We start from the raw sequence: 23,394 nt of genomic DNA on the forward strand, positions 1-23,394 counted from the left end.
GAACCAGCTGAACAGTTCCGCATCGTGGACGATCATCCGAAAAGGACAGTCGATTCGCCCTCTTCTGACCCTTTTGTGCGGGCGGTTCGGCGCTCAATTTCGAGACCTTGGAGAGTTACGCCCACATATGAACCCGAACTCTCCAAGGTCTCCGGAAAACGGGTTCGCAGGGCGAGCCACCGCGCACCGCTGCTCCAACATGGATCGAAATAACGCGAAATAAAGGATATTTCGGTCTGCTGCTGTGGCGCGCGAGAGCAGCGAATGCCGGCGACGCTGGAGCTCGCGGTGGACTTAGCAGGGCTTGCTCGGCATCGGTTGTGACACGAAGTTGCAGTCGATTGACGTATGACAGCGGCCTACCTCGTCACAAGGATGACAAACATCTGAATGGAGGAGGTTGCGACGTGAGTGCGAGTGTTGACCAACCGGTGGTCGTTCTCGTCCATGGGGGCTGCGCCGAGTCTGCCATCTGGGCCGGCGTCATCCGGCGGCTGGCCGAGCGGGGCGTGTCCACCGTTGCCTTCGCGAACCCGTTGCGCGGCGTGGCGGAAGACGCCGCGAAGCTGAGCTCGCTGATCACCACGCTGGACCAGAAGGTGATCCTCGCCGGGCACTGCTACGGCGGGATGGTCACCACCGCGGCGGCCGTGCACCCGTCGGTCAAAGCCTTGGTCTACGTGACCGCGTTCGCGCCGGCGCCGGGGGAGAGCGCCGCCCTGCTGACCAGCAAGTTCGAGGGCAGCACCCTGGGCGACGCGCTCATGTACCGCGGCGGCGGCGAACTGATCATCGATCCGGCGAAGTTCCACGAGCAGTACGCCGCGGACCTCCCGTACGACCAGGCGGCCCTGCTCGCCGCGACGCAGCGCCCGATCGCCGAGCGCGCCCTCGACGAGCCGCTGGACACCGACGAGGCGGCCTGGCAGTGGCTGCCGAGCTGGTTCATCTGGGGCGGCGCCGGGCGCAGCATTCCGGCCGAGGCGCTGCGGTTCATGGCCGACCGCGCGGGCGGCATGGACTGTTACGAGATCCCGAACGCCTCGCACGCGACGCCCGTCTCCCGGGCCGCGGCGGTCACCGAGACGATCCTCGAGGCCGCCGCGTACCTGGAGCGGTGACGAAACCTACTCGCTGAAGCGCGGCCAGATGTCGATGCCGGAGTCGGTCGCGTACTTGTCGATCTCGGCCAGCTCGTCCTCGGTGAACGCCATGTTGCGCAGCGCCCCGAGGTTGGTCTCCAGCTGCTGGACACTGCTGGCGCCGACCACCGTGGAGGTCATCCGCGGGTCGCGTAACACCCAGGCCAGCGCCATCTGCGACAGAGTCTGCCCACGCCGCTCGGCGATCGAGTTCAACGCCCGCGCCTTGTCGACGTTCTCCTCGGAGAGCATGTCCGCTTCCAGCGACTTGCCCTGCGTGACCCGTGACCCTTCCGGCACGCCGTTCAGGTATTTGCTGGTCAGCAGGCCCTGAGCCAGCGGCGAGAACGCGATGCAGCCGGCGCCTTCCTCCTCCAGCACGTCGAGCAGCCCGCGCTCGCTCCAGCGGTTGAACATCGAGTACGCCGGCTGGTGGATCAGCAACGGCGTCCCCAGGTCGCGCAGGATCGCCGCGGCCTCGGCGGTCTTTCCCGGCGAGTAGGACGAGATGCCCGCGTACAGCGCCTTGCCCGAGCGCACCGCCCGGTCCAGGGCGCCCATGGTCTCCTCGAGCGGCGTGTCCGGGTCGAAGCGGTGCGAGTAGAAGATGTCGACGTAGTCCAGCTTCATCCGCTTCAGGGACTGGTCGAGCGAGGCGGTCAGATACTTCCGAGACCCCCATTCCCCGTACGGGCCTGGCCACATGTCATAGCCGGCCTTGGTGGAGATCACCAGCTCGTCGCGGTACGGGCGGAAGTCGGCGTCCATCAGCAGCCCGAGGTTCGACTCGGCCGACCCGTACGGCGGGCCGTAGTTGTTGGCCAGGTCGAAGTGGGTGACCCCGAGGTCGAAGGCGCGGCGCAGGATGGCCCGCTGGGTCTCCAGCGGGACGTCGCCGCCGAAGTTGTGCCACAGGCCGAGCGAGATGGCGGGCAGCGATAACCCGCTCCGCCCGGTACGGCGGTACTCCATCTGCTGGTAACGGTCGGTATCGGCGTTGTACGGCAAAGCAGCTCCTAGGTCTGGTGACTTCCACTCTTGTATCCCGAGCGGTTGCGCGTCCAACAGAAGAATGCGCTCACATTCAGCAGCTATGGTTCTCAATCGTGGAGCTGCGGCATCTCGAGTACTTCGTGGCGGTCGCCGAGGAGAGGCATTTCACCCGGGCCGCCGAGCGGATGCGGGTCGCCCAGTCGGGCCTGTCCGCGTCGATCCGGGCCTTGGAACGCGAGCTCGACGCCGACCTGTTCGTGCGGCACACCCGCCGGGTCGAGCTCACCGACGCGGGGCATGCGCTGCTCACCGAGGCGCACCGGACGCTGGCCAGCGCGGCCGCGGCAAAAAACGCGGTTGCGGCCGTACGGGGGTTGTTGCGCGGCACCCTCACCGTCGGCTCCGAGCAGTGCCTCGGCGTCCTCGATCTGCCGCCCCTTTTGTCGTCGTTCCGGCGCGCGTACCCCGGTGTGGAGATCCGCTTGAAGTACGCGGGGTCGGCGCAGCTCATCGACCAGCTCCGGGCCAACCGGCTCGATGTGGGCTTCGTCGCGCTACCGGGCGCCGCCCCCGAGGGCATACGTTTGCTGCCGCTGGCGACCGAGGAGATGCTGGTGCTGTGTCACCCGGCTCACCCGCTGGCCGAGAAGACGTCGGTCGCCGTGGCGGACCTGGCGGGCGAGGACTTCATCGACTTCAGTGCCGATTGGGGGGCGCGCCGGCTCAACGACCAGACCTTCGGGGTGGCCCGCCGCGTGTCGGTGGAGGTCAACGACGTACACACGCTTCTTGATTTTGTTCATCAGGGTCTCGGGGTGGCGCTGGTGCCCGCGCCGGTGACCCGCAAGCCGCAGGCCAAGGGTCTGTGCGCGGTGCCGCTCGCGGCGCCCGGCGGCCCGGGCTGGCAGGTCTCGGTCGCGATGCCGGCGACCTCCCCCGCCGGGCCGGCGACGACGGAACTGCTGCGGCTGTTTTCCAAGGAGATCATCTAGTGAGCGAGACACCGACGGTTGCCGTGCTGGGCACCGGGATCATGGGTTCGGCGATGGCCCGCGTGCTGGCCAAGGCGGGCTTGAACGTACGCGCGTGGAACCGCACCCGGGCGCACGCGCAACCGCTGCTGGCCGACGGCGTGCAGGTCACCGACACCGCGGACGCGGCCGTCGACGGCGCCGGCGTGGTCATCACGATGCTGTTCGACGCCGCTGCGGTACGGGACGTGATGGCGCGGGTTTCCGCACGTCCGGGCACGAAGTGGCTGCAGATGACCACGGTTTCCCTGGCGGATGTGGCAGACCTGGCGGCGTACGCGGAATCGAAGGGTTTGATCTTCTTTGACGCGCCGGTGGTGGGCACCCGGGCGCCGGCCGAGGCGGGCAAGCTGAACGTGCTGGCGGCCGGCCCGGTCGAGCATCGCGAGGCGGTGGCGCCGGTGCTGGACGCGATCGGCGCGCGCACGTGGTGGCAGGGCGAGGACGCGGCGCAAGGCGGCGGCACCCGGTTCAAGCTGGTCGCCAACAGCTGGACGATCGCGACCGTGGCGGCCGCCGCCGAGGCGCTCGCGCTGGCCGAGGGCCTCGGCGTCGACATCGACCAGTTCCTCGAGATGACCGCCGGCGGCCCGCTCGATCAGGGGTACCTGCACACGAAGATCGACCTGATCCGCGACGGCGGGTTGTCCCCGGCGAGCTTCGCGGTGGGCACGTCAGAGAAGGACAGCCGGCTGATCGTCGAGGCGGCCCGGGCCCGTGGCCTGCGCCTGGACGTGGCCGAGGCGGCATCCGCGCGACTCGGCCGGGCCAAGGAGCAGGGCCGCAAGGACGAGGACCTGGCCGCCACGTATTACGCCACCTTCGACAAGTAAAGGGGTCGTCTCGCACGTCTGCTCGATCGAGACGCCCGGCGGAGCGAGGCGATCTCCTCGTCGGTCGGCGCGCCACCGGGTCAGCGCAGCAAGTATTTCGGCATATATCCGATATTTCCGGCGGGTAGGCTGCCGGGCTCGGCGGGCGGCACGCGGCGCTTGCAAGCTGGCGTACCTGTGGGCTCAGCGGTGGCACGCGGCGCTCGCGAAGCTGGCGTACCGGGCTACACGATGGGCCCGCCGGTCCCGGCATATGGATATCGCAGCCACATCGTGAGATTTTCGTGAACCTTGGAGAGTTGCGCCCACATATCGACCACAACTCTCCAAGGTTCACATTCGGCCGGAAAACCTCGCCGGGCGAAAGCCGCATTAGGGGACAGAAATACTATCTACAGTGGACGACCATCCCACATTGCGGATGCCACGTCCACGACGTGGCCGCCGGTCTCAGTATGCGGCCACCTGTCCCACGGAGTGGGAGACGTTCCCGGCGGCTGACCGGGCACCCGACACGTGGCCCGGTCCCGCTAGCAGGTCGCTGAGCAGGGCGGGATCGCGCTCGCGCAACTGCGGGTGCAGCACGGCGGCCTGCACCTCGGCCCGCTGGACGGCGGCCGGGTCGCTAGCGGCCACTCGACTCGTTTGAGCGGCCCTCGACCCGTCGGAGCGGCCAATGGACTCGTCGGAGCGGCCAATGGACTCGTCGGCGCGGCCAATGGACTCGTCGGAGGGACCTGTGGAGTCGTCGGAGGGGCCGCGGGACCGGCGCCAAGGCCTCATACGCCCCAGAATGCCGGGTGCGTGCCCTCCGTCCACATCGGACCCCGGCGGGACGGGATCAGGCCGCGGCGCGTGCGGCTGATCGGCCGGAGGCCGCGCGGTAAGGGTGACGGGACAGCCCGGTGCTGCCCGTGAGGCTGACGCGCGGGGTTGGGTGACGGGACAGCCCGGTCGGGCGCGAGGAGCCGGTGTTGCACCCAGCCGGGCGAGGCGCCCGGGACTCTTCGAACGGGCGTACCAAAAAATGTCGTACCCGCAGGGCAGAATGAGCTCGTGCTGGTAGCGGTGGTTCCCGATCCGGATGGCCGAGGTGGTCGTCTGATGGATCTGCCTGCCGCCGAGCCGGTGCCCGTGAGTGATCTCGCGATGGCGGTGGCCGAGCGGGAGACGGCTGATCATCCGCGCTGGGTGTGGGCCTCGACGGCGGAGGTCTATCCGGCGCTGTTACGCGCCGGTGTGCGGGTGGCGCGCTGTCATGATCTCGAGCTGACCGAGACGTTGCTGATCGGGCATGCCGGGTGGTGGGGTGCGCCGCGGTCGCTGGCTGCCGCGCGGGCTCGGCTGCTGGGGCTGCCGGTGCCGCCCGATCCGCCGCCGCGGGCCGCCGAGCCGCCGGGCTTCGCTCAGGGCGCGCTGTTCGAGGCCATGGCGGGTCCGCCGGCCGCCGCCGGCTTCGACGTGCTCGCGGCGACCGCCCAGGTGTACGCCGACCAGCAGTCCCGCATCGCGCAGACCGAGCATCCGGGCCGTTTCCGGTTGCTCGTCGCCGCCGAGTCGGCCGGCGCCCTGGTCGCGGCCGAGATGGGCCACACCGGGGTGCCCTGGCGCGCCGACATCCATGACCGGCTGCTGCGTGAGCTGCTCGGGCCGCCGCAGCCGGTGGGTCCGCCGCGCCGGCTCGCCGAGCTGAGCGCCGAGATCAACGCCGCGTTCGGCACGTGGGGGCTGCATCCGGATTCGCCGGCCGAGGTGGTCCGGGCGTTCGCGCGTGCGGGTGTGGAGGTGCCGAATACCCGGGCCTGGGTGCTGCGCAGGGTCGATCACCCGGCGGTGAAGCCGCTGCTGGAATACAAAGAGCTCTACCGGATCTGGACGGCCCACGGGTGGAACTGGCTGGACGACTGGGTCAGCGACGGCCGCTTCCGCGCGGAGTATGTGCCCGGCGGCGTCGTCTCCGGCCGCTGGGCGACCCGCGGCGGCGGCGCGTTACAGGTGCCGAAGGTGGTGCGGCGCGCGGTCGTCGCCGACCCGGGCTGGACGTTCGTGGTCGCCGACGCGGGCCAGCTGGAGCCGCGGATGCTGGCCGCCGTCTCCGGTGACCAGCGCCTGGCCGAGGCCGGCGCGGCCGGCGATCTGTACGCGGCGCTGGCCGCCGACTCGTTCGACGGCGACCGGGCCAAGGCCAAGGTCGCGTTGCTCGGCGCGATGTACGGGCAGACCGGCGGCGACGCGATCCCGGCGCTGGCCGTCCTCCGCAAGCACTACCCGACCGCCTTCGAGTACGTGGAGGCCGCCGCCCGTACGGGTGAAGCCGGCGGCCTGGTCCGATCATGGCTGGGACGCACGAGTCCGCCCGCTTCGACCGCCTGGCGTGACGCTGGCCTCGATCCTCCCGAAGAGTCCGGCTCGGCCGAGTCTTCCCAGGGCGGCGCGTCCGGCCGGGCGCGTGGCCGATTCACCCGCAACTTTGTGATTCAGGCCACGGCGGCGGAGTGGGCGCTGGTAATGATCGCCACACTGCGCACGGCGCTCGATGGAACAAAAGCGGAGATGGTCCTTTTTGTGCACGATGAGGTCGTCGTGCACTGTCCCGCCGAGCAGGCAGATCAGGTGGTGGCGGCGGTGCACGCCAGCGCCGCCGAAGCGGGCCGGCTCTTGTTCGGCGCGACAACTGTCCGGTTCCCGCTCGACGTCTCAGTGGTTGGCGCATATGCAGACGGGAAATGAAAGTCGGGTACCTTTGTTGGTCCGAGGCGAGAGGCGCTGCAACGGGGTTTTCGGGCCCCGCCACGCTCGCTCGGTGACTACCGACCAAGGGCGCCTCCGTTTGATCACGGAGGGGTGGTCGGTTTGCAAAGAGAAGCCCGTACGGCCGAGCTGAAGCGCCAGATGGCCGAGCGCGTCCTGGTGCTGGACGGCGCCTGGGGCACGATGCTGCAAGGCGCCAAGCTCAAGCCCGACGATTATCGCGGCGACCTGATCGCGCCGGACCACGTCCAGGACGTCACCGGCGACCCCGACCTGCTGAACCTCACCCGGCCGGACATCATCCTCGACGTCCACCGGCAGTATCTGGCGGCCGGCGCCGACATCACCACCACCAACACGTTCACCGCGACGAGCATCGCCCAGGCCGACTACGGCCTGCAGTCGTACGTCAAGGAGATGAACCTCCGCGGCGCTCAGCTCGCCCGGCAGGCGGCCGACGAGGCCGGCGGCAAGTTCGTGGCGGGCTCGGTCGGCCCGCTGAACGTGACGCTCTCGCTCTCCCCGAAGGTCGACGACCCGTCCTACCGTGCGGTCGACTTCGACCAGGTCAAGGCCACCTATGCGGAGCAGATCGCGGCGCTGGCCGAGGGCGGCGTCGACCTGCTGCTGATCGAGACGATCTTCGACACGCTGAACGCGAAGGCGGCGATCGCGGCGGCCCGTGAGGTCGCCCCGGACCTGCCGCTGTGGATCTCGGTCACGATCGTCGACCTGTCCGGCCGTACGCTTTCCGGTCAGACCGTGGAGGCGTTCTGGCGCTCGATCGAGGGCGCGCAGCCGCTGGTCGTGGGCGTCAACTGTTCGCTCGGCGCGGCCGAGCTGCGCCCGCACGTGGCCGAGCTGAACCGGCTGGCCGGCACGTACGTGGCCTCGCACCCGAACGCGGGTCTGCCGAACGCGTTCGGCGGCTACGACCAGACCCCGGAGCAGACCGGCGAGCTGCTCGGCGAGTTCGTCGACTCGGGCCTGGTGAACATCGCCGGCGGCTGTTGCGGCACCACCCCGGCGCACATCGCGCAGATCGTCGAGAGCGTCCGCGGCAAGGCCCCGCGCAAGATCGCCGAGCCCCAGCCGGCCACCCGGTTCAGCGGCCTCGAGCCGTTCGAGATCGGCCCGGACACCGGCTTCGTGATGATCGGCGAGCGCACCAACGTGACCGGCTCGGCCCGGTTCCGCCGGCTCATCGAGGCCGACGACTACCAGGGCGCCGTCGCGGTGGCGCTCGACCAGGTGCGCGGCGGCGCCAACCTGCTCGATGTGAACATGGACGCCGACCTGCTCGACAGCGAGGAGGCGATGACCAAGTTCCTCAACCTCATCGCCACCGAGCCCGAGGTGGCCCGCATCCCGATCATGGTGGACAGCTCGAAGTGGACCGTCCTGCAGGCCGGTCTCAAGACCGTGCAGGGCAAGGGCGTGGTCAACTCGATCAGCCTCAAGGAGGGCGAGGAGGTCTTCCTGGAGCACGCCCGGCGCATCCGCGACTTCGGCGCCGGCGTCGTCGTCATGGCGTTCGACGAGCAGGGCCAGGCCGACACGCGCGACCGCAAGGTGGCGATCTGCGGGCGGGCGTACGACCTGCTGACGCAGCAGGCGGGCTTCGCCGCCGAGGACATCATCTTCGACCCGAACGTGCTGGCCGTGGCCACCGGCATCGCCGAGCACAACGGGTACGCGAAGGCGTTCATCGAGGCGCTTCCGCTGATCAAGGAGCGCTGCCCCGGCGTGCGCACCAGCGGCGGCATCTCCAACCTGTCGTTCTCGTTCCGCGGCAACGACGTGGTGCGCGAGGCCATGCACTCGGCGTTCCTGTTCCACGCGGTCAAGGCCGGCCTGGACATGGGCATCGTCAACGCCGGTCAGCTCACCGTCTACCAGGACATCCCGGCCGACCTGCTGGAGCTTGTCGAGGACGTGCTGTTCGACCGCCGGGAGGACGCCACCGACCGGCTCGTCGAGTTCGCCGCCACCGTCAAGGGCGAGGCCGGGAAGAAGCGTACGGTCGATCTCTCCTGGCGCGAGGGTGACGTCTCCGAGCGGCTCAGGTACGCCCTGGTGCACGGCATCGTCGACTACATCGAGGCCGACACCGAGGAGGCCCGTCAGCAGCTGCCCCGCCCGCTCGACGTGATCGAGGGGCCGCTGATGGACGGCATGAAGGTGGTCGGCGACCTGTTCGGCTCCGGCAAGATGTTCCTGCCGCAGGTGGTCAAGAGCGCGCGCGTGATGAAGCGCTCGGTGGCCTACCTCGAGCCGTACATGGAGAAGGAGAAGGTGGCCGGTCGCGGCCGGGGCAAGGTCGTGCTCGCCACCGTCAAGGGCGACGTTCACGACATCGGCAAGAACATCGTCGGTGTGGTGCTCGGCTGCAACAACTACGAGGTGATCGACCTCGGCGTGATGGTGCCGGCCGCGAAGATCCTGGACACCGCGCTCGCCGAGGGCGCCGACGTCGTCGGGCTGTCCGGGCTGATCACGCCGTCGCTGGACGAGATGGTCTCGGTCGGCGCCGAGATGGAGCGCCGGGGCATCAAGCTGCCGCTGCTCATCGGCGGGGCCACCACCTCACGTCAGCACACGGCGGTGCGCATCGCCCCGGCGTACGCGGGATCGACGGTGCACGTGCTCGACGCGTCCCGGGTGGTCGGCGTGGTCTCGAACCTGCTCGACGAGGACCGGGCCAAGGCGCTCGACGTGGAGAACAGGGCCGAGCAGGAGCGGCTGCGCGAGCAGCACGAGAACCGTCGCGCGCAGCCGTTGCTCACGCTCGCCGACGCCCGCGCGAACCGGGAAGAGGTCGACTTCAGCGATCTGCCCACACCGGCCTTCACGGGCGTACGGGAAAGTGAGCCCTCGATCGCCGAATTGCGCGAGATGATCGACTGGCAGTTCCTGTTCCTGGCCTGGGAATTGAAGGGCAAGTACCCGGCGATCCTGCAGGAGCCGGTCGCGCGCGAGCTCTTCGACGACGCGAACGCCCTGCTCGACCAGATCATCGCGAACGGCTCGTTCCGGGCGCGCGGGCGCTACGGCTTCTGGCCGGCCCACTCCGAGGGCGACGACATCGTGCTGGAGAGCGGCGTGAAGTTCCCGATGCTGCGCCAGCAGACGCAGAAGCCGGCGGGTCGCGCGAACCGTTCGCTGGCCGACTACATCGCGCCCGCCGGCTCGGGCGACTTCCTGGGTGGTTTCGCGGTGTCCATCCAGGGCGCCGACGAGCTGGCCAAGCACTACGAGGCCGAGAACGACGACTACCGCGCGATCATGGTGAAGGCGCTGGCCGACCGGCTCGCCGAGGCGTTCGCCGAGTACCTGCACCTGCAGGCCCGCCGCGACTGGTTCGAGCCGGGTTCGCAGCCCAAGCTGGAGGACCTGCACGCCGAGCGCTTCCGCGGGATCCGCCCCGCGCTGGGCTATCCGGCGAGCCCCGACCACAGCGAGAAGAAAGACCTGTTCGAGCTGCTGGGCACCGATCAGATCGGCGTGGGTCTCACCGAGTCGTACGCGATGACGCCGGCCGCCGCCGTCAGTGGCCTGATCTTCGCGCACCCCGCGTCGCGCTACTTCACCGTCGGCCGGATCTCCAAGGACCAGGTGGCGGATTACGCGGCCCGGCGCGGGATGCCGGTCGAGGACGTGGAGCGGTGGCTGCGCCCGAACCTGGCGTACGAACCTACAACAGTGGCGTAACCCCGCCGGTGTGGCCGAGCAGCGCCCGCCCGTACACCTCGGCGCCGATCGCCGGGTTGGCGATGGCGTGCCTGCTCGCCACCTCGCTGTCCCGCCAGATGCGCTGCAGGGGGTTCGTCTCTGCGAAAGCCGATGCCCCGTACGCCGAGACGAGCTCCCGAATAGCATCGCGGGCGTTCACCACCGACTGAGCGGTGTCCATCCGTACGCGTGCACGGGCCGCATAGTCCGGGAACTCACCGAGCCGCGCGGCTTCGTCGACGTCGGCGGCCGCGCGGTAGGCGAGCATCTCGGCGATGTCGATCAGGTTCGCGGCCCGGGCGATCGACAGCTGCACCGTGGGCGCGCCGGCCTGCGTCTCGTAGAAGGTGAAGGTGATGCCGCGCGTGGCCGCCTTCTCGATCACGTAGTCGAGGGCCGCCCGGGCCAGGCCCAGTTGCGTGGGCGCGAGGTTGATGGTCGCGCCCGGCGCGAACGGCGTCCGGTAGAGGACCTCGTCCTTGTACGGGTTGTCGTTCTGCCCGCTGGTGAGCTTGTGCAGCGACAGGAAGCGATGGGCGGGGACGAAGACGTCCTCGGCGACCACGGTGTTGGAGCCGGTGCCGCGCATCCCGGCCACGAACCAGGTGTCCTCGATGGTCACGTCCTCGACGGGGACCAGCATCAGCGCCAGGCCGCCGTCGACCGGCACGCTGAGCGACACCCACTGCGCGTGCAGGACCCCGGTGCAGTTGGCCCAGCGCCCGGTGACGCGGTAGCCGCCGTCCACGACCTCGGCCTTCGCGGTGGGGGAGAGGACCCCGGCGATGCGGGCGCGCGGGTTGGCCCCCCAGACGTCGTCCTGCGCCCGCTCGTTCCACTGGCCGGCGAAGAACGCGCCGTCGGTCAGCAGGTTCACCGTCCACGAGGTGGACCCGCAGCCGCGCGCCAGCTCCCGGATGACCTCGAGCTTCGTCCGGAAGTTGACCTCCAGCCCGCCGTACCGCCTGGGCTGGGTGATCGTGAAGAGTCCGGCCTGCTCGATGGCCGTGATGTTCTCCTCGGCCACGCGACGGTCCTGCTCGGTCTTCGCGGCGTTGCGCTTGAGCAGCGGGACGAGGCCGGCGGCGCGCGCCACGAGGTCCGCGCGCAGTTCGCGTTCCGCCACGGTGGTGCTCGGGCGGTCGAGTATCAGAGTCATACGTCCGGACTGTACCCCTCGGTACAAAAGTTCTGTACCGCGTAGTACAGTGGGCTACGTGAGAATCCCGACAACCGCCAAAGGCCGGCAGACGATGGCCGGGATCACCGCGGCCGCCGCCCGGCTGATGCACGACCGGGGGATCACCGCGACCTCACTCGACGACGTGCTCGCCGCCAGCGGCGCCGGGAAGTCGCAGCTCTACCACTACTTCGGCGACAAGGAGGGCCTGACCCAGGCCGTCTTCCGCCTGCAGCTCGACCGGATCCTCGCCAACCAGCAGTCGCTGAGCGACCCGTCGTGCGACGACCTGACCAGGTGGCGCGACGAGGTGCTGGCGGCCCTGCGGGCCAGCGATTTCGGCATGTGCCCGCTCGGCACGTTTGCCGGCCAGGTGGGCGACTCTTCGGTGCTGCGCGCGACGCTGTCCGACTTGTTCGAGGAGTGGCGGCTCGCCCTCGCCGCCCTGGTGCGGCGGGCGGCAGGCGCCGGGCACGTGGTTGCGGGCGTCGACCCCGACGAGGCCGCGACCTGCTTACTGGCCGCCCTGGAGGGCGGCACGATGCTGGCGAATCTGCAGCACGACGAGGCCCCGCTGCGCACCATGCTGGACGCCGAACTGGCCCGCCTCACCCGCTGATCTCAGTAGGAGCTTGTCGGTCGTCTCCTGCCTTCGTCGCGTCAAAAGCAAAATGCGACAGGATTCTGCTATTACAGCTCATTGCCGATCCGAGATAGCTTCAGCTCCTCGCGAGCGGTCGAGATCAGGCAGGGCGTGTGAGCAGACTCTGGGTAGTAAGAATCGACATCAGCGCCCGGGTGGAGGAAAAGATCAACAATAAGCACGGGATTACGGCCGACGAGGTCCGAGACGCTATCCAATGTGTCGAGGGTCTTGACTATGCGCACTCCTACCATCAGGTCCGCGGATGGCGATTCTTGGTCAAGGCTCATATCCAGCAGCGCCCTGCGTTGGTTGTCCTGTATGACGCGAATGATCCGGTAGGTGATGTCTACCGTTTAGGTAGCGCCCACTTCACTAATCGCCGCGTGATTCACAGGTAGGGGAGGCATCATGACGACCATGGGACACGACGACTACTACGAAGAGGACGAGGACGTAGACGCGCTCCTCGCCGAGTTCGAGGCGGCGCCGGAGCGAGGCAAGACCGAGCGACCCGCACGCGGCCAAACCCAATGGCTTACGATCTTCGGTATGGCCGTCGGCAAAGCACCTGAACCGACTCACCCCAACAACCTGAACTTCTTCGCTGCCTGATGGCGTCGCCGATCGAGGTTCAACTCATTCTTTGTGACGCTGCGCAGGCCGAGGCCGGAACCGGCAAAGTGCACATGCTCGGGGCCGGATGGTCCCGCACGACTACTCCTTTCACCCATGCCGTGGCCGTCTTGGCGAAAGTGCCGTGGGACAGGGCCAACCAACGATTCGCTCTCACGTTGACGCTGCGTGAGCAAGACGGGCCGCCGGTGGTCCTCTCGACACCCGACGGACCACGAGAAATCAGGGCGGAAGGCAACATCGAAGTCGGACGTCCTGCAGGGTTACTGGCAGGATCTCCGCTCGACGCGTCCTTCGCCCTCAACGTTTCGCCCCTTCCGCTGAAGGCGGGGCGGTACTACTGGCAGCTCGAACTGGCCGAGGAGATCAGAAGCGCCGGTTTTACGGTCGAGGATGCGCCCGGCCAACACCTTTGAGCGCCGTCACCGACGATCGCCGTTGTCGCCTGGGGTTTCCAGAAGCCGTCGCATGGAACGGAGCGCGGACCGCAGCTCCTGCAGGTAGTTCTCCGGCTGGAAACTCTGGCGGAGGCCGTCGGGCAAGGTGTACGCGGCCGGGAGGCCGACGGTTTCGACGGTGGCGTCCAGCTTTCGTACGGCGTCGTAGTGCTGGAACGGTACGTAGATCTCGGACGTCACGATCAGGATTGTCGAGACCGGCGCCGGGTCGGCGGCGCGCCATGCGTCGTAGGTGTCGGCGGTGTTGGCTCGTCGGACGTCCGCCGTGCTGGATCGCGGGCCGGTGGCCGTCACGATTCGGGCGTCGACTCCGGCTCGATCGAAGCCTCGGAACAGGGCATCCGCCTCCGTTTCCGCGCCCGGGCCGGCGATCTCCCGCTCGGGCGGGCTCAGCCGGCGCTCGCTGCCCAGGCCGGCGATGCCGTCGGTGGTGAGGCCCTGTCTGAGGAGCGACGCCGTGTAGTCGGGGCGCAGGAAGCACGCGCGGGCGCCACCGCCGAGGACCAGGATGCGGTCGTAGAAGTCGCGTTGCGGGGTGTTGTGGCCGCGCAGCCCGAGCGCACCGGTGGCGGCCAGGACCAGGCTCGCGTTCTCGAACACCTGCTGCTTGATGTCGGCGCGCTCCACGCCGCGACGGAAATCCCAGTGCTCGTACGAGAATTCATCCAGCCAGCCCAGCGCCGTCCTCGCGTCGGTGGTGGGCAGCTCTCCTCCGAAGTGGACGATCAGGTCGCGGAGTGGCTCGGAGAAGACCCAATCCCGTACGCCGTCCTCCAGATCCGTGGCCGACGGCAGCGCTACGTTCCGGTACAAGCTGGCCCACACCCCTCTTTCCTTACGACCAGCATCGTGGACCGTCCACCGGCGGCTGATGCCGGGGTTGCCCCAAATTTGCCGGGGTACCTGACCGGCGGCGTCGAGGCCTGGCTGGAGGCGGGCCTACCCACGACAACCGACCCCGCGGACATCCGCATCTGAATGACCGGCGGAGTGGGCGCCTAGGCTCTTCGCATGGATGAGGCGCCTCGGGACGTTGCTGCTGGGCTCGGGTCGCTCGGCAGCGTCACGCCGGTTCGGCAGCTTGCCGAGAAGCGCATCGCGGACGGCGACGCGGCCTACGTGGCGGATCTGATCGTCGCTCTACAGGAGAGCTACCGCGATGCGGAGGTGCCACCGTGGCAATATCGCAGCGCCGCGGATCACCTGCTCAAGCTGCTCGCCGCGCACGACGTCGCACAGACGCTGCGGGTCGCGGGCGTGGTCGGGCAGGACGCGTACGTAGCTTCGCTGCTCGCGGCCGGGCACCGCGCGACGGAACTCGCGGCCGCGTTTAATGACGATATTTCCGGCGAACTCCGCGCGTGCCTCGCGCAGGAGCTGGTGCTGCGCGGCCAGCGTGTCGACTATCGGCCGCCCGCCGAGCATCCGTTGAGCGTGCTGCCCCTGACGCTGACGGGTATCGAACGCGTCGACGGGGACGACATGTTCGGGCCCTGGGACCTGCCGTCGGCGCGCGCGACCTCCGACCAAGCCCCGGAGGTCGGCGAGACCACCACGGCGGACGAGGCGCAGGCGATCGGCGCCGCCGTCCAGAACTGGGTCGGCGAATCCAACGGCCGCTTCGAAGCGCGATCGTTCCGGCTGGCGCGGGACTTCGACGAGCCCGTCGACACCCTGCTGGCCATGAATCTCGACTGCCTCGACGGCCTGATGCCGCGCCGCCGGCTGGGGATCGAGTCCTGCCCGCCGGACAAGGCGTGGCGCCTGCTCTTCACCGCGGCGGCGTCCGGTGGCGCGTACAACAAGGGCCTTTATGGGGCTTATGGGCGCTTGGCGGCCTGGCGCTCGATCCACGCGATGGCCGGCGAGGATGCCGAGCGCGGCAGCTGGTACCTCTTCGAGGGCAGAACCACCTGGTTCAACAAGGTGGCGTGGGACCTGGGCCTAGCCGTGATCACCCCGGACCGCCGCCGCATAGCCGTCCTGGCCGCGACAGACGCCGGCTGACTCACCGCAGCGACAACGAGAACGTCACCAGCGGCGACAAGGAGAACGCCACCCGCTGCGACAACGAGAGCGTCACCGCGGCGACAGCCGGAACGTCACCGCGGCGAGCTCCTCGCCCACCATCGGCCCCACAACCGTCGGGCCGTATTTGTCATACTTCGCGTGATACGCGTCGTCGATTCGCTCGCGCAACGCCGGGTCGCCGTCCTCGAACGTCACGTCATGCGTGACCCCACCAGCGCGCACCCTCCCCGCTCCCGCCGCGTGCGCCCTCCGATACCACCCGTTCTCCGGCCCATACGCGCTCCGAATGTAGAGATCGTCCCCCAGGCGAACCACCCAGATCGTCACGTACGGCCGGAGGCTCCCGTCCGGGCGCACCGACGAAACCTCGAGTTCGTCCGCGTCGCCGATCTTCGTCAGCTCATCGCCGGTCCAGCTCATCGTCATGCTCCAAGACAACCACGCACCACGGCGGAGGCCAGAGGGTGACTCGCAGACCCTCCCAGACGTACGCCGGCGGGATCTATCGTCGACGGCATGGACCACCGCGGTGAGGCCCGTGACTTTCTGACGACCCGGCGTGCCCGCGCTCACGCCCGAGCAGGCCGGCCTGACCCTCTACGGTGGGAACCGGCGCGTCAGCGGGCTCCGGCGCGAGGAAGTCGCGATGCTCGCCGGGGTCAGCGTCGACTACTACACCCGTCTGGAGCGCGGCAACCTCGGCGGCGTCTCGGAAAGCGTGCTCGAGTCCCTGGCCCGCGCCCTCAAGCTCGACGAAGCCGAACGCGCCCACCTCTTCGACCTCGCGCGCGCGGCGACCAACACCTCGGCGGTCCGGCGCCGGACGCCCGCTCAGCGGGTCCGCCCGCCCATCCAGCGGATCGTGGACAGCATGGTCGGCACGGCGGCGTGGGTGCGCAACGGCCGGATGGACTTCCTCGCCGCCAACACTCTCGGCGCCGCGCTCTTCGCCCCGGTGCTGGACAGCCCGGCCCGCCCCGCGAACACCGCGCGCTTCGCCTTCCTCGACCCGCGCGCCCGCGAGTTCTACGGCGACTGGGCGCGCACCTCCGAGGACATCGTCGCGATGCTGCGCGCGGAGGCCGGCCGTAACCCGTACGACAAGCCCCTGACCGACCTGGTCGGCGAGCTCTCCACTCGCAGCGACGAGTTTCGTACCCGCTGGGCCGCCCACGACGTGCGCTTCCACCGCACCGGAACCAAGCGCATCCACCACCCGGTCGTCGGCACGATGCACCTCGCCTACGAGGCGATGGAGATCACCGCCGACGAAGGGCTGACGCTTCTCGCCTACACCGCGGAGCCGGGCACGCCGGACGCCGACGCGCTCGCGTTACTGGCGAGCTGGGCTGCTCCCGAGACCGCCGACCGTTAGCGCGACCTCCTCGAGGCGGTCACGGTAGTCCTGCCACCACTTCTCGTCCTCTTTCGGCACATTGTCTCCCTCCGTACGCCTCCCCACCCCACCGTCCACCAGCTCCCGTACGAGATCGGCGTGCCCGGCGTGCCGATGCGTCTCCGCGATCATGTGCAGCAGGATCTGGTGCAGCGTGACGTCGGCTTTCTCCGGCGACCACCACGGCACCCGGCCCGGCGCGTCCAGATCCAGCGCGTCGATCGTCGCGTCCGAATGCGCCCACACGCGCCGGTAGAGCCCGATGATCTGCTCGCGGGACTCGGTCGCGGTCGCCCACATGTCGGCGTTGGTCTCGGCGTCCTCCGCGAACCAGGGCAGCGGCTCCGGGTACGGTCGGAAGAACGTGTCGCCCAGGTAGCCCGCCTCGACGCTGGCCACGTGTTTCACGATGCCGAGCAGGTTGGTGCCGGTCGGCACCATCGGACGGCGCACCGAATACTCGTCGAGACCGTCCATCTTGAACAGCAGAGCGTTCCGGCCCTCTTGCAGGTATTGACGCAGCGCGGCTTTGGCTTCCATGCCGGACACGTTAGGGCAGGGGTATGACAAAAAATCTTCCCTGGCCCTGCCCTGGTGCGGCTCGGCAGCTGGCGACCTGAGTGCGCTTTCCGTTCCGCGAACGAGCGTTCGTTTTACCAGCGAGCCGACACGCCTGGTACACGCCATTCCACCCACGCCCCGCATCCCCGTCGCCGAACGCCGCCACATCGTTCACTGGCGACCCCATATACACCGTTTCGCCCGTTTTCGGCAGCGGCAACGTCCACGCCGGCTGGGTGCGCGCGATCGGATTTCCAGACCTTGGAGAGTTCGGGCTCATATATGGGCGTAACTCTCCAAGGTCTCGAAATCACCCGGCCAGCGGCCCACTCAAAAGCCACTAATCCGGATAAAACAACTGTCCTATTCGGACGTCCGTCCCGGCATGTAGACATCCGCGACCGCATGCCGAGAACGCAGCCGGACGCGGACACCATCCGTCAGCTCACCCGCACGACCTCGGAGAGTGCAGGCATAACTTATCGGCATTTATCGGATATCGGCGATCGCCCCGCGCGCTACGTCAACAGCCCGGCGGTCGCCCCGGGCCGAGCTGGAACACCTCAACTCGGACGATCGCCCCGCGCTACGTCAACAGCCCGGCGGTCGCCCGAACGAGCTGGAAAACCGCCGAACTACCTTTGCCGCGCCACCCGAGCCGAAGCCGCATTACGCGGTTGCCGCCACGCGGTTGACCACAACTACTACGCGACCGGAAGCGCGAAGCGCCGACGAGGCAAGCCTCCGACCGACCACGACCCCAGCCGATCAACACCTGCTACGCCGGCGCCTGACTTAGGCCGACGGCTATTTACCGCGCGCCCACGTATCCAGCTGGAACCGGTGCAACAACTGCGGCGCGACCATCGCCACCACCGCCAGCACCGCGACCACCGTGAACGCCGTACGCAAGATGACGGTCTCGGTCTTGCCGCCGACCTTCACCGCGATCCCGTTGGGCACGCCGATCATGCGCCACAACCGCCGCCCGGTCGGTACCGGCCACAGGATCGGCACCCCGGCCGAGGTGATGATGTCGCCCATCAGATGCACGAAACAGCCGACCCCGACCGCGAGCCCGAGCATCGGATACCCGCGATCACCGGGCAGGTTGGCCGCGGTGAACCAGGCGATCGCCGCCGAGCAGATCGTCACGATCACCCAGCCGGCTTTCTCGGCCCATTCGTCGAACAGGCCGCGCAACGCCAGGCCGGCCATGAAGAAGACGATCGCGACCACGGCCCACTTGCCATAGTGCGTGGCCAGCGCCGTGGTGCCCCAGCCGACCCCGGCGGCGAACGGCAGCGTGTGCGTGAACGTGCGGTGCCCGTTGTTGCGCTTGGGGTCCTTGCTGAGCCGGGTCGCGGTGTAGACGCCCAGCGACACCTTCTCGATCACCTCGGCGGCGAACAGCGAGATCACCCCGAAGGTGCGGGCCACCGTCGCCCCACCCTGATTTCTCGTGACTTTTCCGGACAAGTCCAGGTCGGGTAAAAGCGCGCCCCCCGCACAGACAAGCGTGCCGACCGTGATGGCCAGCGGTGACTGTTCATACCCGGCGAACTGGTTCAAAGCCCAGGTCCCGGCGAGCCAGGCGGCCGCCCCGGACAGGGCGTGCGACGGACCCATCATCGTTGTTGATCCTCCCCGCGCCCCCGCTCTGCCGTGACCGGGGACAAACCCGGTCACTGTGGCAGAGGGACGGTGGTTGATCAACAACCGTAGTGTCTACAAAGGACGATCGTGGTGCGGCGCGTTCCAGGGCGCCACCCCGTTCGGCGCGCCGTTGTGCGACTGCCATTCCTGCCACCGCGCGTGCCGGCGCAGGCCGATGAACAGGAAAACCAGCGGAATGATCGGGAAGAAGAAGTGCGCCCCGGACAGGACCCACAGTGCGGTCAGAACCATCGCGATACCGATCACCGCGCCCGCGTGCCGGCGCACTCCCCGGCGTGTCGCCTCGCGGGCCGCACGCGCCTCCGGAGTGTCCAGCAGGGCGCGCCGGCCTCCGTCCGGGAGATCGGCCGTCAGCGGCGGCAGCTCGTCGCGATACTTCGCGGCGTACGCGGCGGTGAGCCGCTCCTCGCCCTCGTCCAGGGTGAGTCGGCCCTCGGTCATGGCCGCACGCAGGATCGCGGCAATCTCCTCGCGCTCCGTGTCGGAGGTCCGGAGCCGGTTCGGGCCGGACCACGCCTCGTTAGTCATCGTTCCTCCTCGGCTGACGTGCTCCTTCAAGAGTCGTCCCACCGAGCAAGAAACGCGTCGCCCCGGCGGCGCATCTTCTGTGCGTTTTCCCACCCCACAACCCTTCCCCCGTACGCCCGGAGGAGGACCCCACCCGCACCACGTACGCCCGGGGGAGTAGTCCCGCGCGCCGATGCCCCGGACCACCGCGTTGCCGTACGTTCGCTGCATGGACGAGACGCAACGGTGGGGAGCGCCGTGGCGGCCGGAACGCCGCACCGGCCGGTTCACCGGTCCGCCCGCGCCCGGGGCGTTGCGTAACCGCGGACCGGGCCTGGGCGCCGCGATCCTCGCCGGCTTCATCCAGGTCGCCGGGGCGAACAACCTGGCCGACGACGGCGAGGTCTTCGTCACCCTCAACGGCTGGTGGTACGCGTTGCTGCTGGCCGGCCCGATCGCGCTGATCTGGCGCCGCCGGTTCCCGCTGACCGTCTTTTTGGTCGCGGCCGCCGCCTCCCTGGGCTTCGCGACCGTCGCCCAGCCGAGCTGGATCTACGCGGTCGCCCCCGGCGCCGCGCTGTTCGGCCTGGCGAAGAAGGGCCGGCCACTCGCGGCGATCGTCGGCGGCAGTACGGCGTACGTGCTCTATGTCCTGGTCTGTGGGATGTTCGCCGACCCGCTCGGCCTCGCCGCCGGCGCCCACGCGAACCTGCGCAGCCTGCTGCTGCTCGCGCTCGCCGTCGCCCTGACGATCTTCCTGGGCAGCGCCGCCAAGGCACGCAGCGAGCACTTCGCCGAGATGATGAAGGTGCGCGCCGAGCGGGAGCGCGCCCAGGAGGAGCAGGAACGCCGGCAGGCGTCGGAGGAGCGGCTGCGCATCGCCCGCGAGTTGCACGACGTGCTCGGCCACCACCTGTCCCTGATCAACGTCCAGGCCGGGGTGGGCCTGCACCTGATGGACAACCGCCCCGAGCAGGCCCGGGAGGCGCTCACCGCGATCAAGACGGCGAGCGCGGAGGCGCTGCGCGAGGTGCGTAACGTGCTCGGCGTGCTGCGCACCGAGGACGAGGCGGCGCCGCGCCAGCCCGCCCTCGGCATGAGCCGGCTCGACGACCTGACCGCTGACGCCGGGCTCCCGGTCACCACGAAGGTCACCGGCGACGAGCGGGAGCTGCCACCCGAGGTGGACCGCGCCGCGTACCGGATCGTGCAGGAGGCGCTGACCAACGTGCGCCGCCACGCCGGACCGGGAGCCACCGCCTCGGTCGGCGTCGACTACCTGCCCACCGCACTGCATCTGGCCATTCGCAACGACGGCCCGGCCGTACGCCACGACGAGCCGGACGACAAGGGCGGTGGCAGCGGCATCGGGGGCATGCGCGCGCGGGCCGAGAGCCTCGGGGGCACGCTGGAGGCGGGACCGGTGGACGGCGGGTTCCTGGTGTCGGTGTTACTGCCGGTCGCGGCGGAGGAGGACGAGGAATGATCTCGGTACTGCTGGCGGACGATCAGGCGCTGGTCCGCGCGGGTTTCCGCGCGCTGCTCAACGCCGAGCCGGACATCCGGGTGGTCGCCGAGGCGGCCGACGGGCTCGAGGCGATCAAGCTGGCCCAGCAGCACAAGCCGGACGTGGTGCTGATGGACATCCGGATGCCCGGGGTGGACGGCCTGGAGGCCACCAAGCGGATCGTCGCCGACCCGGCCCTGGCCGGCACCAAGGTCGTCATCCTGACCACCTTCGAGCTCGACGAGTACGTCTTCGAGGCGCTCCGCACCGGCGCGTCCGGCTTCCTGGTCAAGGACACCGAGCCGGTCGAGCTGCTGCGCGGCGTGCGCGCGGTCGCGGCCGGGGACGCGCTGCTCTCGCCGAGCGTGACCCGCCGGGTGATCGGTGAGTTCGCCGGTGCCGCGTCCCGGGGTAAGCAGGCCACCCCGCCGCCCCAGCTCGACCAGCTCACCGACCGCGAGCGCGAGGTGCTGGTGCTGGTCGCCGAGGGGCTGTCGAACGACGGGATCGCGACCCGCCTGGTGATCAGCCCGGCGACCGCGAAAACCCACGTCAGCCGCACGATGATCAAGCTGGGTGCCCGCGACCGGGCGCAGCTCGTCGTGATCGCGTACGAGGCGGGCCTGATCCGTCCCGGCTGGCTCGACTGACGATTTTCTCCCGGCCTGTCGATTCTGATGATGTGGTGGCGTCATCATCCCGACGGTCGCGACGGGCGGCCCGCGGAAGGAGAGACACCATGCAGTACGCACTCCTGATCTACGGCGACGAGAAGGCGTGGGAGGCTCGCGACGAGCAGGACCGCAAGGCGACCATGGAGGCCCACGCCAAGTACGCGGGGTTGCTGCAGTCGCGCGGCGCCATGCTCGGCGGCAAGGAGCTGACCAACTCGTCGACGGCCACGACCGTCCGCAACTCCGGCGACGTGGGCGTGACCGACGGCCCGTACGCGGAGACCGCCGAGCAGCTCGGCGGCTTCTACCTGATTGAGGCGCCCGACCTGGACGCCGCCATCGAGCTCGCGAAGCAGCTGCCGGAGCCGATCGTCGAGGTCCGGCCGATCGTCGACAACCCCGAGATGTGAACGCCGAGCAGGCGGTCGAGCAGGCGTACCGCGACGAGTGGTCCCGCCTGCTCGCCCTGCTCGTGACCCGGCTGCGCCGCTTCGACCTGGCCGAGGACAGCCTGCAGGACGCGTTCGAGGCGGCCGCCCGGGTCTGGCCCGCCGACGGGGTGCCGGCCCGGCCGGCCGCCTGGCTGTTCACCGCCGCACACCGCCGCGCGCTCGATCGCATCCGGCGGGAAGCAGCCGACGCCCGGCGGCTGCCGTTGCTCATCACCGAGCCGGCCGAGGTCGTCGAGGAGATCCCGGACGAGCGGCTGCGGCTGCTGTTCGCCTGCTGCCACCCGGCGCTGAAGCCGGAGGCGAGGGCCGCGCTGATGCTGCGGTTCGTGGCCGGCCTGACCACCGCCGAGATCGCCCGGCTGTTCGTCGTGTCGGAGCCGACCATGGCCGCGCGGCTGACCCGGGCGAAGGCGAAGATGGCGGTGGCCGGCATCCCGCTGCGCAAGCCGTCCGCCGAGGACCTGCCGGAACGACTCGACGTGGTGCTCAAGGTGATCTACCTGGTCTTCACCGAGGGGTACCGTGCCACCGCCGGCCCGTCGCTGGTGCGGCCGGAGCTGGCCGGCGAGGCGATCCGGCTCGGCTACCTCACCGGCCAGCTGCTGCCCGAGGAGCCGAAGATCGCCGCGCTGCTGGCGCTGATGGTGCTGCAACACGCGCGCCGGGATGCCCGGGTCGACGCGGACGGCGCTCTCGTGCTGCTTCCCGATCAGGACCGCGGCCGCTGGCACCGGGACGAGATCGCGCGCGGGCTGGCCCTGCTCGACGTGCTGGAGGCCGCGCCGATGCCGGGGGAGTACCACCTGCAGGCGCTGATCGCGGCCGAGCACGCGAAGCCGCCGCCGACCGACTGGCCGCGGATCGCCCGGCTGTACGCCGAGCTGGAACGCCGCACCGGCTCGCCGGTGGTCCGGCTGAACCGGGCGGTGGCGATCGCCGAGTCCGGCTCGCCCGAGGCCGGCCTGGCCCTGCTGGACGGCCTGAAACTGGGCGGCCACCTGCTGCCCGCGGTCCGCGCCGAGTTGCTGACCCGCCTCGGCCGATCGAGCGAGGCGGTCGAGGCCTTCGACCAGGCGCTGGCGCTGGCCCGCACCGAGCCGGAACGGGCCCACCTGCGCCGCCGCCTGGACGTGGTCACCAAGGAATCGGGCTTATAACAATTTGCGGAACAACCGTTTTCGGAACGCCCG

At 69.5% G+C, this 23,394-nt stretch carries 22 protein-coding genes; 14 read left to right on the plus strand and 8 right to left on the minus strand.

Annotation, left to right across the window (positions count from 1 at the left end):
* Positions 1 to 407 precede the first annotated feature (407 nt).
* Positions 408 to 1,121 carry an alpha/beta fold hydrolase gene (locus HH310_RS28330; protein ID WP_169178731.1) on the plus strand — a complete coding sequence of 238 codons (714 nt, stop codon included), beginning with the start codon at positions 408 to 410 and terminating at the stop codon, positions 1,119 to 1,121.
* 6 nt (positions 1,122 to 1,127) lie between these two features.
* Here HH310_RS28330 and mgrA read toward each other — a convergent pair whose 3' ends face one another.
* Positions 1,128 to 2,114 (minus strand): L-glyceraldehyde 3-phosphate reductase, encoded by a 987-nt coding sequence (mgrA, locus tag HH310_RS28335; protein ID WP_396027551.1) that lies wholly within the window; start codon positions 2,112 to 2,114, stop codon positions 1,128 to 1,130.
* Positions 2,115 to 2,248: 134 nt separating this feature from the next.
* On the opposite strand from mgrA, the gene HH310_RS28340 reads away from it, so the two are divergent.
* Complete coding sequence (locus HH310_RS28340) at positions 2,249 to 3,127, plus strand: LysR family transcriptional regulator (protein WP_169178733.1); 879 nt, start codon at positions 2,249 to 2,251, stop codon at positions 3,125 to 3,127.
* A complete protein-coding gene (locus HH310_RS28345) occupies positions 3,127 to 3,999 on the plus strand; it encodes an NAD(P)-dependent oxidoreductase (protein WP_169178734.1) in 873 nt (290 codons plus the stop codon). Before HH310_RS28340 ends, HH310_RS28345 begins: the two co-directional genes overlap by 1 nt.
* A 450-nt stretch (positions 4,000 to 4,449) precedes the next feature.
* On the opposite strand, the gene HH310_RS28350 is transcribed toward HH310_RS28345, so the two are convergent.
* The gene (locus HH310_RS28350; RefSeq protein ID WP_169178735.1) at positions 4,450 to 4,635 is read right to left on the minus strand and encodes a hypothetical protein; all 186 of its coding nucleotides are present in this window, start codon (positions 4,633 to 4,635) and stop codon (positions 4,450 to 4,452) included.
* A 468-nt stretch (positions 4,636 to 5,103) separates the two neighbouring features.
* Here HH310_RS28350 and HH310_RS28355 point away from each other — a divergent pair, with 468 nt between their 5' ends.
* Positions 5,104 to 6,729: a bifunctional 3'-5' exonuclease/DNA polymerase gene (locus tag HH310_RS28355; protein WP_169178736.1), complete on the plus strand. Its 1,626-nt coding sequence runs from the start codon at positions 5,104 to 5,106 to the stop codon at positions 6,727 to 6,729.
* Between the two features lie 123 nt (positions 6,730 to 6,852).
* The gene (gene metH / locus HH310_RS28360) at positions 6,853 to 10,461 is read left to right on the plus strand and encodes a methionine synthase (protein ID WP_169178737.1); all 3,609 of its coding nucleotides are present in this window, start codon (positions 6,853 to 6,855) and stop codon (positions 10,459 to 10,461) included.
* Here the strand turns inward: metH and HH310_RS28365 are convergent.
* Positions 10,445 to 11,641, minus strand: a complete 1,197-nt coding sequence (locus tag HH310_RS28365; protein ID WP_169178738.1) for an acyl-CoA dehydrogenase family protein — start codon at positions 11,639 to 11,641, stop codon at positions 10,445 to 10,447. The genes metH and HH310_RS28365 overlap by 17 nt on opposite strands.
* 58 nt (positions 11,642 to 11,699) lie before the next feature.
* Between HH310_RS28365 and HH310_RS28370 the strand changes: the two genes are divergently transcribed.
* The 3 genes from HH310_RS28370 to HH310_RS28380 all read left to right on the plus strand — a co-directional run bounded on the left by HH310_RS28370 (position 11,700) and on the right by HH310_RS28380 (position 13,357).
* The gene (locus HH310_RS28370) at positions 11,700 to 12,281 is read left to right on the plus strand and encodes a TetR/AcrR family transcriptional regulator (protein WP_169178739.1); all 582 of its coding nucleotides are present in this window, start codon (positions 11,700 to 11,702) and stop codon (positions 12,279 to 12,281) included.
* 444 nt (positions 12,282 to 12,725) lie between these two features.
* Entirely contained in the window at positions 12,726 to 12,920 is a 195-nt protein-coding gene (locus HH310_RS28375; RefSeq protein WP_169178740.1) for a hypothetical protein, read from the plus strand.
* Entirely contained in the window at positions 12,920 to 13,357 is a 438-nt protein-coding gene (locus HH310_RS28380; RefSeq protein ID WP_169178741.1) for a DUF6941 family protein, read from the plus strand. Before HH310_RS28375 ends, HH310_RS28380 begins: the two co-directional genes overlap by 1 nt.
* A 6-nt stretch (positions 13,358 to 13,363) precedes the next feature.
* On the opposite strand, the gene HH310_RS28385 is transcribed toward HH310_RS28380, so the two are convergent.
* Positions 13,364 to 14,212 (minus strand): hypothetical protein, encoded by an 849-nt coding sequence (locus HH310_RS28385; RefSeq protein ID WP_169178742.1) that lies wholly within the window; start codon positions 14,210 to 14,212, stop codon positions 13,364 to 13,366.
* A 198-nt stretch (positions 14,213 to 14,410) separates the two neighbouring features.
* On the opposite strand from HH310_RS28385, the gene HH310_RS28390 reads away from it, so the two are divergent.
* A complete protein-coding gene (locus tag HH310_RS28390; RefSeq protein WP_169178743.1) occupies positions 14,411 to 15,406 on the plus strand; it encodes a DUF6183 family protein in 996 nt (331 codons plus the stop codon).
* A 72-nt stretch (positions 15,407 to 15,478) separates the two neighbouring features.
* On the opposite strand, the gene HH310_RS28395 is transcribed toward HH310_RS28390, so the two are convergent.
* Positions 15,479 to 15,856: a DUF2255 family protein gene (locus tag HH310_RS28395; RefSeq protein ID WP_169178744.1), complete on the minus strand. Its 378-nt coding sequence runs from the start codon at positions 15,854 to 15,856 to the stop codon at positions 15,479 to 15,481.
* 133 nt (positions 15,857 to 15,989) lie between these two features.
* Between HH310_RS28395 and HH310_RS28400 the strand changes: the two genes are divergently transcribed.
* Complete coding sequence (locus HH310_RS28400) at positions 15,990 to 16,805, plus strand: helix-turn-helix transcriptional regulator (protein WP_312034378.1); 816 nt, start codon at positions 15,990 to 15,992, stop codon at positions 16,803 to 16,805.
* Here HH310_RS28400 and HH310_RS28405 read toward each other — a convergent pair.
* The 3 genes from HH310_RS28405 to HH310_RS28415 form a co-directional block, all read right to left on the minus strand.
* On the minus strand, positions 16,764 to 17,366 hold the full coding sequence (locus HH310_RS28405) for a DinB family protein (protein WP_169178745.1): 603 nt from the start codon (positions 17,364 to 17,366) through the stop codon (positions 16,764 to 16,766). The genes HH310_RS28400 and HH310_RS28405 overlap by 42 nt on opposite strands.
* Before the next feature lie 828 nt (positions 17,367 to 18,194).
* Positions 18,195 to 19,019, minus strand: a complete 825-nt coding sequence (locus HH310_RS28410; RefSeq protein WP_169178746.1) for a metal-dependent hydrolase — start codon at positions 19,017 to 19,019, stop codon at positions 18,195 to 18,197.
* A 96-nt stretch (positions 19,020 to 19,115) separates the two neighbouring features.
* A complete protein-coding gene (locus HH310_RS28415) occupies positions 19,116 to 19,592 on the minus strand; it encodes a DUF1707 domain-containing protein (protein WP_169178747.1) in 477 nt (158 codons plus the stop codon).
* A gap of 208 nt (positions 19,593 to 19,800) precedes the next feature.
* Between HH310_RS28415 and HH310_RS28420 the strand changes: the two genes are divergently transcribed.
* The 4 genes from HH310_RS28420 (at position 19,801) to HH310_RS28435 (ending at position 23,361) form a co-directional block, all read left to right on the plus strand.
* Positions 19,801 to 21,057 (plus strand): sensor histidine kinase, encoded by a 1,257-nt coding sequence (locus tag HH310_RS28420; protein ID WP_169178748.1) that lies wholly within the window; start codon positions 19,801 to 19,803, stop codon positions 21,055 to 21,057.
* Positions 21,054 to 21,728, plus strand: a complete 675-nt coding sequence (locus HH310_RS28425; protein ID WP_169178750.1) for a response regulator transcription factor — start codon at positions 21,054 to 21,056, stop codon at positions 21,726 to 21,728. Before HH310_RS28420 ends, HH310_RS28425 begins: the two co-directional genes overlap by 4 nt.
* An 89-nt stretch (positions 21,729 to 21,817) precedes the next feature.
* On the plus strand, positions 21,818 to 22,162 hold the full coding sequence (locus HH310_RS28430; protein ID WP_169178751.1) for a YciI family protein: 345 nt from the start codon (positions 21,818 to 21,820) through the stop codon (positions 22,160 to 22,162).
* Positions 22,159 to 23,361: an RNA polymerase sigma factor gene (locus HH310_RS28435; RefSeq protein WP_169178752.1), complete on the plus strand. Its 1,203-nt coding sequence runs from the start codon at positions 22,159 to 22,161 to the stop codon at positions 23,359 to 23,361. Before HH310_RS28430 ends, HH310_RS28435 begins: the two co-directional genes overlap by 4 nt.
* Positions 23,362 to 23,394: the final 33 nt, after the last annotated feature.

The sequence above is a fragment of the Actinoplanes sp. TBRC 11911 genome (genome assembly GCF_012933445.1).
Taxonomy (GTDB): domain Bacteria; phylum Actinomycetota; class Actinomycetes; order Mycobacteriales; family Micromonosporaceae; genus Actinoplanes.

Bases quoted from the DNA above. Each gene is read 5' to 3' on its own strand.
- mgrA (WP_396027551.1), bottom strand. From the start codon at position 2,114: ATGGAGTACCGCCGTACCGGGCGGAGCGGGTTATCGCTGCCCGCCATC.
- HH310_RS28355 (WP_169178736.1), top strand. From the start codon at position 5,104: ATGGATCTGCCTGCCGCCGAGCCGGTGCCCGTGAGTGATCTCGCGATG.
- HH310_RS28365 (WP_169178738.1), bottom strand. From the start codon at position 11,641: ATGACTCTGATACTCGACCGCCCGAGCACCACCGTGGCGGAACGCGAA.
- HH310_RS28375 (WP_169178740.1), top strand. From the start codon at position 12,726: ATGGGACACGACGACTACTACGAAGAGGACGAGGACGTAGACGCGCTC.
- HH310_RS28380 (WP_169178741.1), top strand. From the start codon at position 12,920: ATGGCGTCGCCGATCGAGGTTCAACTCATTCTTTGTGACGCTGCGCAG.
- HH310_RS28390 (WP_169178743.1), top strand. From the start codon at position 14,411: ATGGATGAGGCGCCTCGGGACGTTGCTGCTGGGCTCGGGTCGCTCGGC.
- HH310_RS28395 (WP_169178744.1), bottom strand. From the start codon at position 15,856: ATGACGATGAGCTGGACCGGCGATGAGCTGACGAAGATCGGCGACGCG.
- HH310_RS28405 (WP_169178745.1), bottom strand. From the start codon at position 17,366: ATGGAAGCCAAAGCCGCGCTGCGTCAATACCTGCAAGAGGGCCGGAAC.
- HH310_RS28410 (WP_169178746.1), bottom strand. From the start codon at position 19,019: ATGATGGGTCCGTCGCACGCCCTGTCCGGGGCGGCCGCCTGGCTCGCC.
- HH310_RS28415 (WP_169178747.1), bottom strand. From the start codon at position 19,592: ATGACTAACGAGGCGTGGTCCGGCCCGAACCGGCTCCGGACCTCCGAC.
- HH310_RS28420 (WP_169178748.1), top strand. From the start codon at position 19,801: ATGGACGAGACGCAACGGTGGGGAGCGCCGTGGCGGCCGGAACGCCGC.
- HH310_RS28425 (WP_169178750.1), top strand. From the start codon at position 21,054: ATGATCTCGGTACTGCTGGCGGACGATCAGGCGCTGGTCCGCGCGGGT.
- HH310_RS28430 (WP_169178751.1), top strand. From the start codon at position 21,818: ATGCAGTACGCACTCCTGATCTACGGCGACGAGAAGGCGTGGGAGGCT.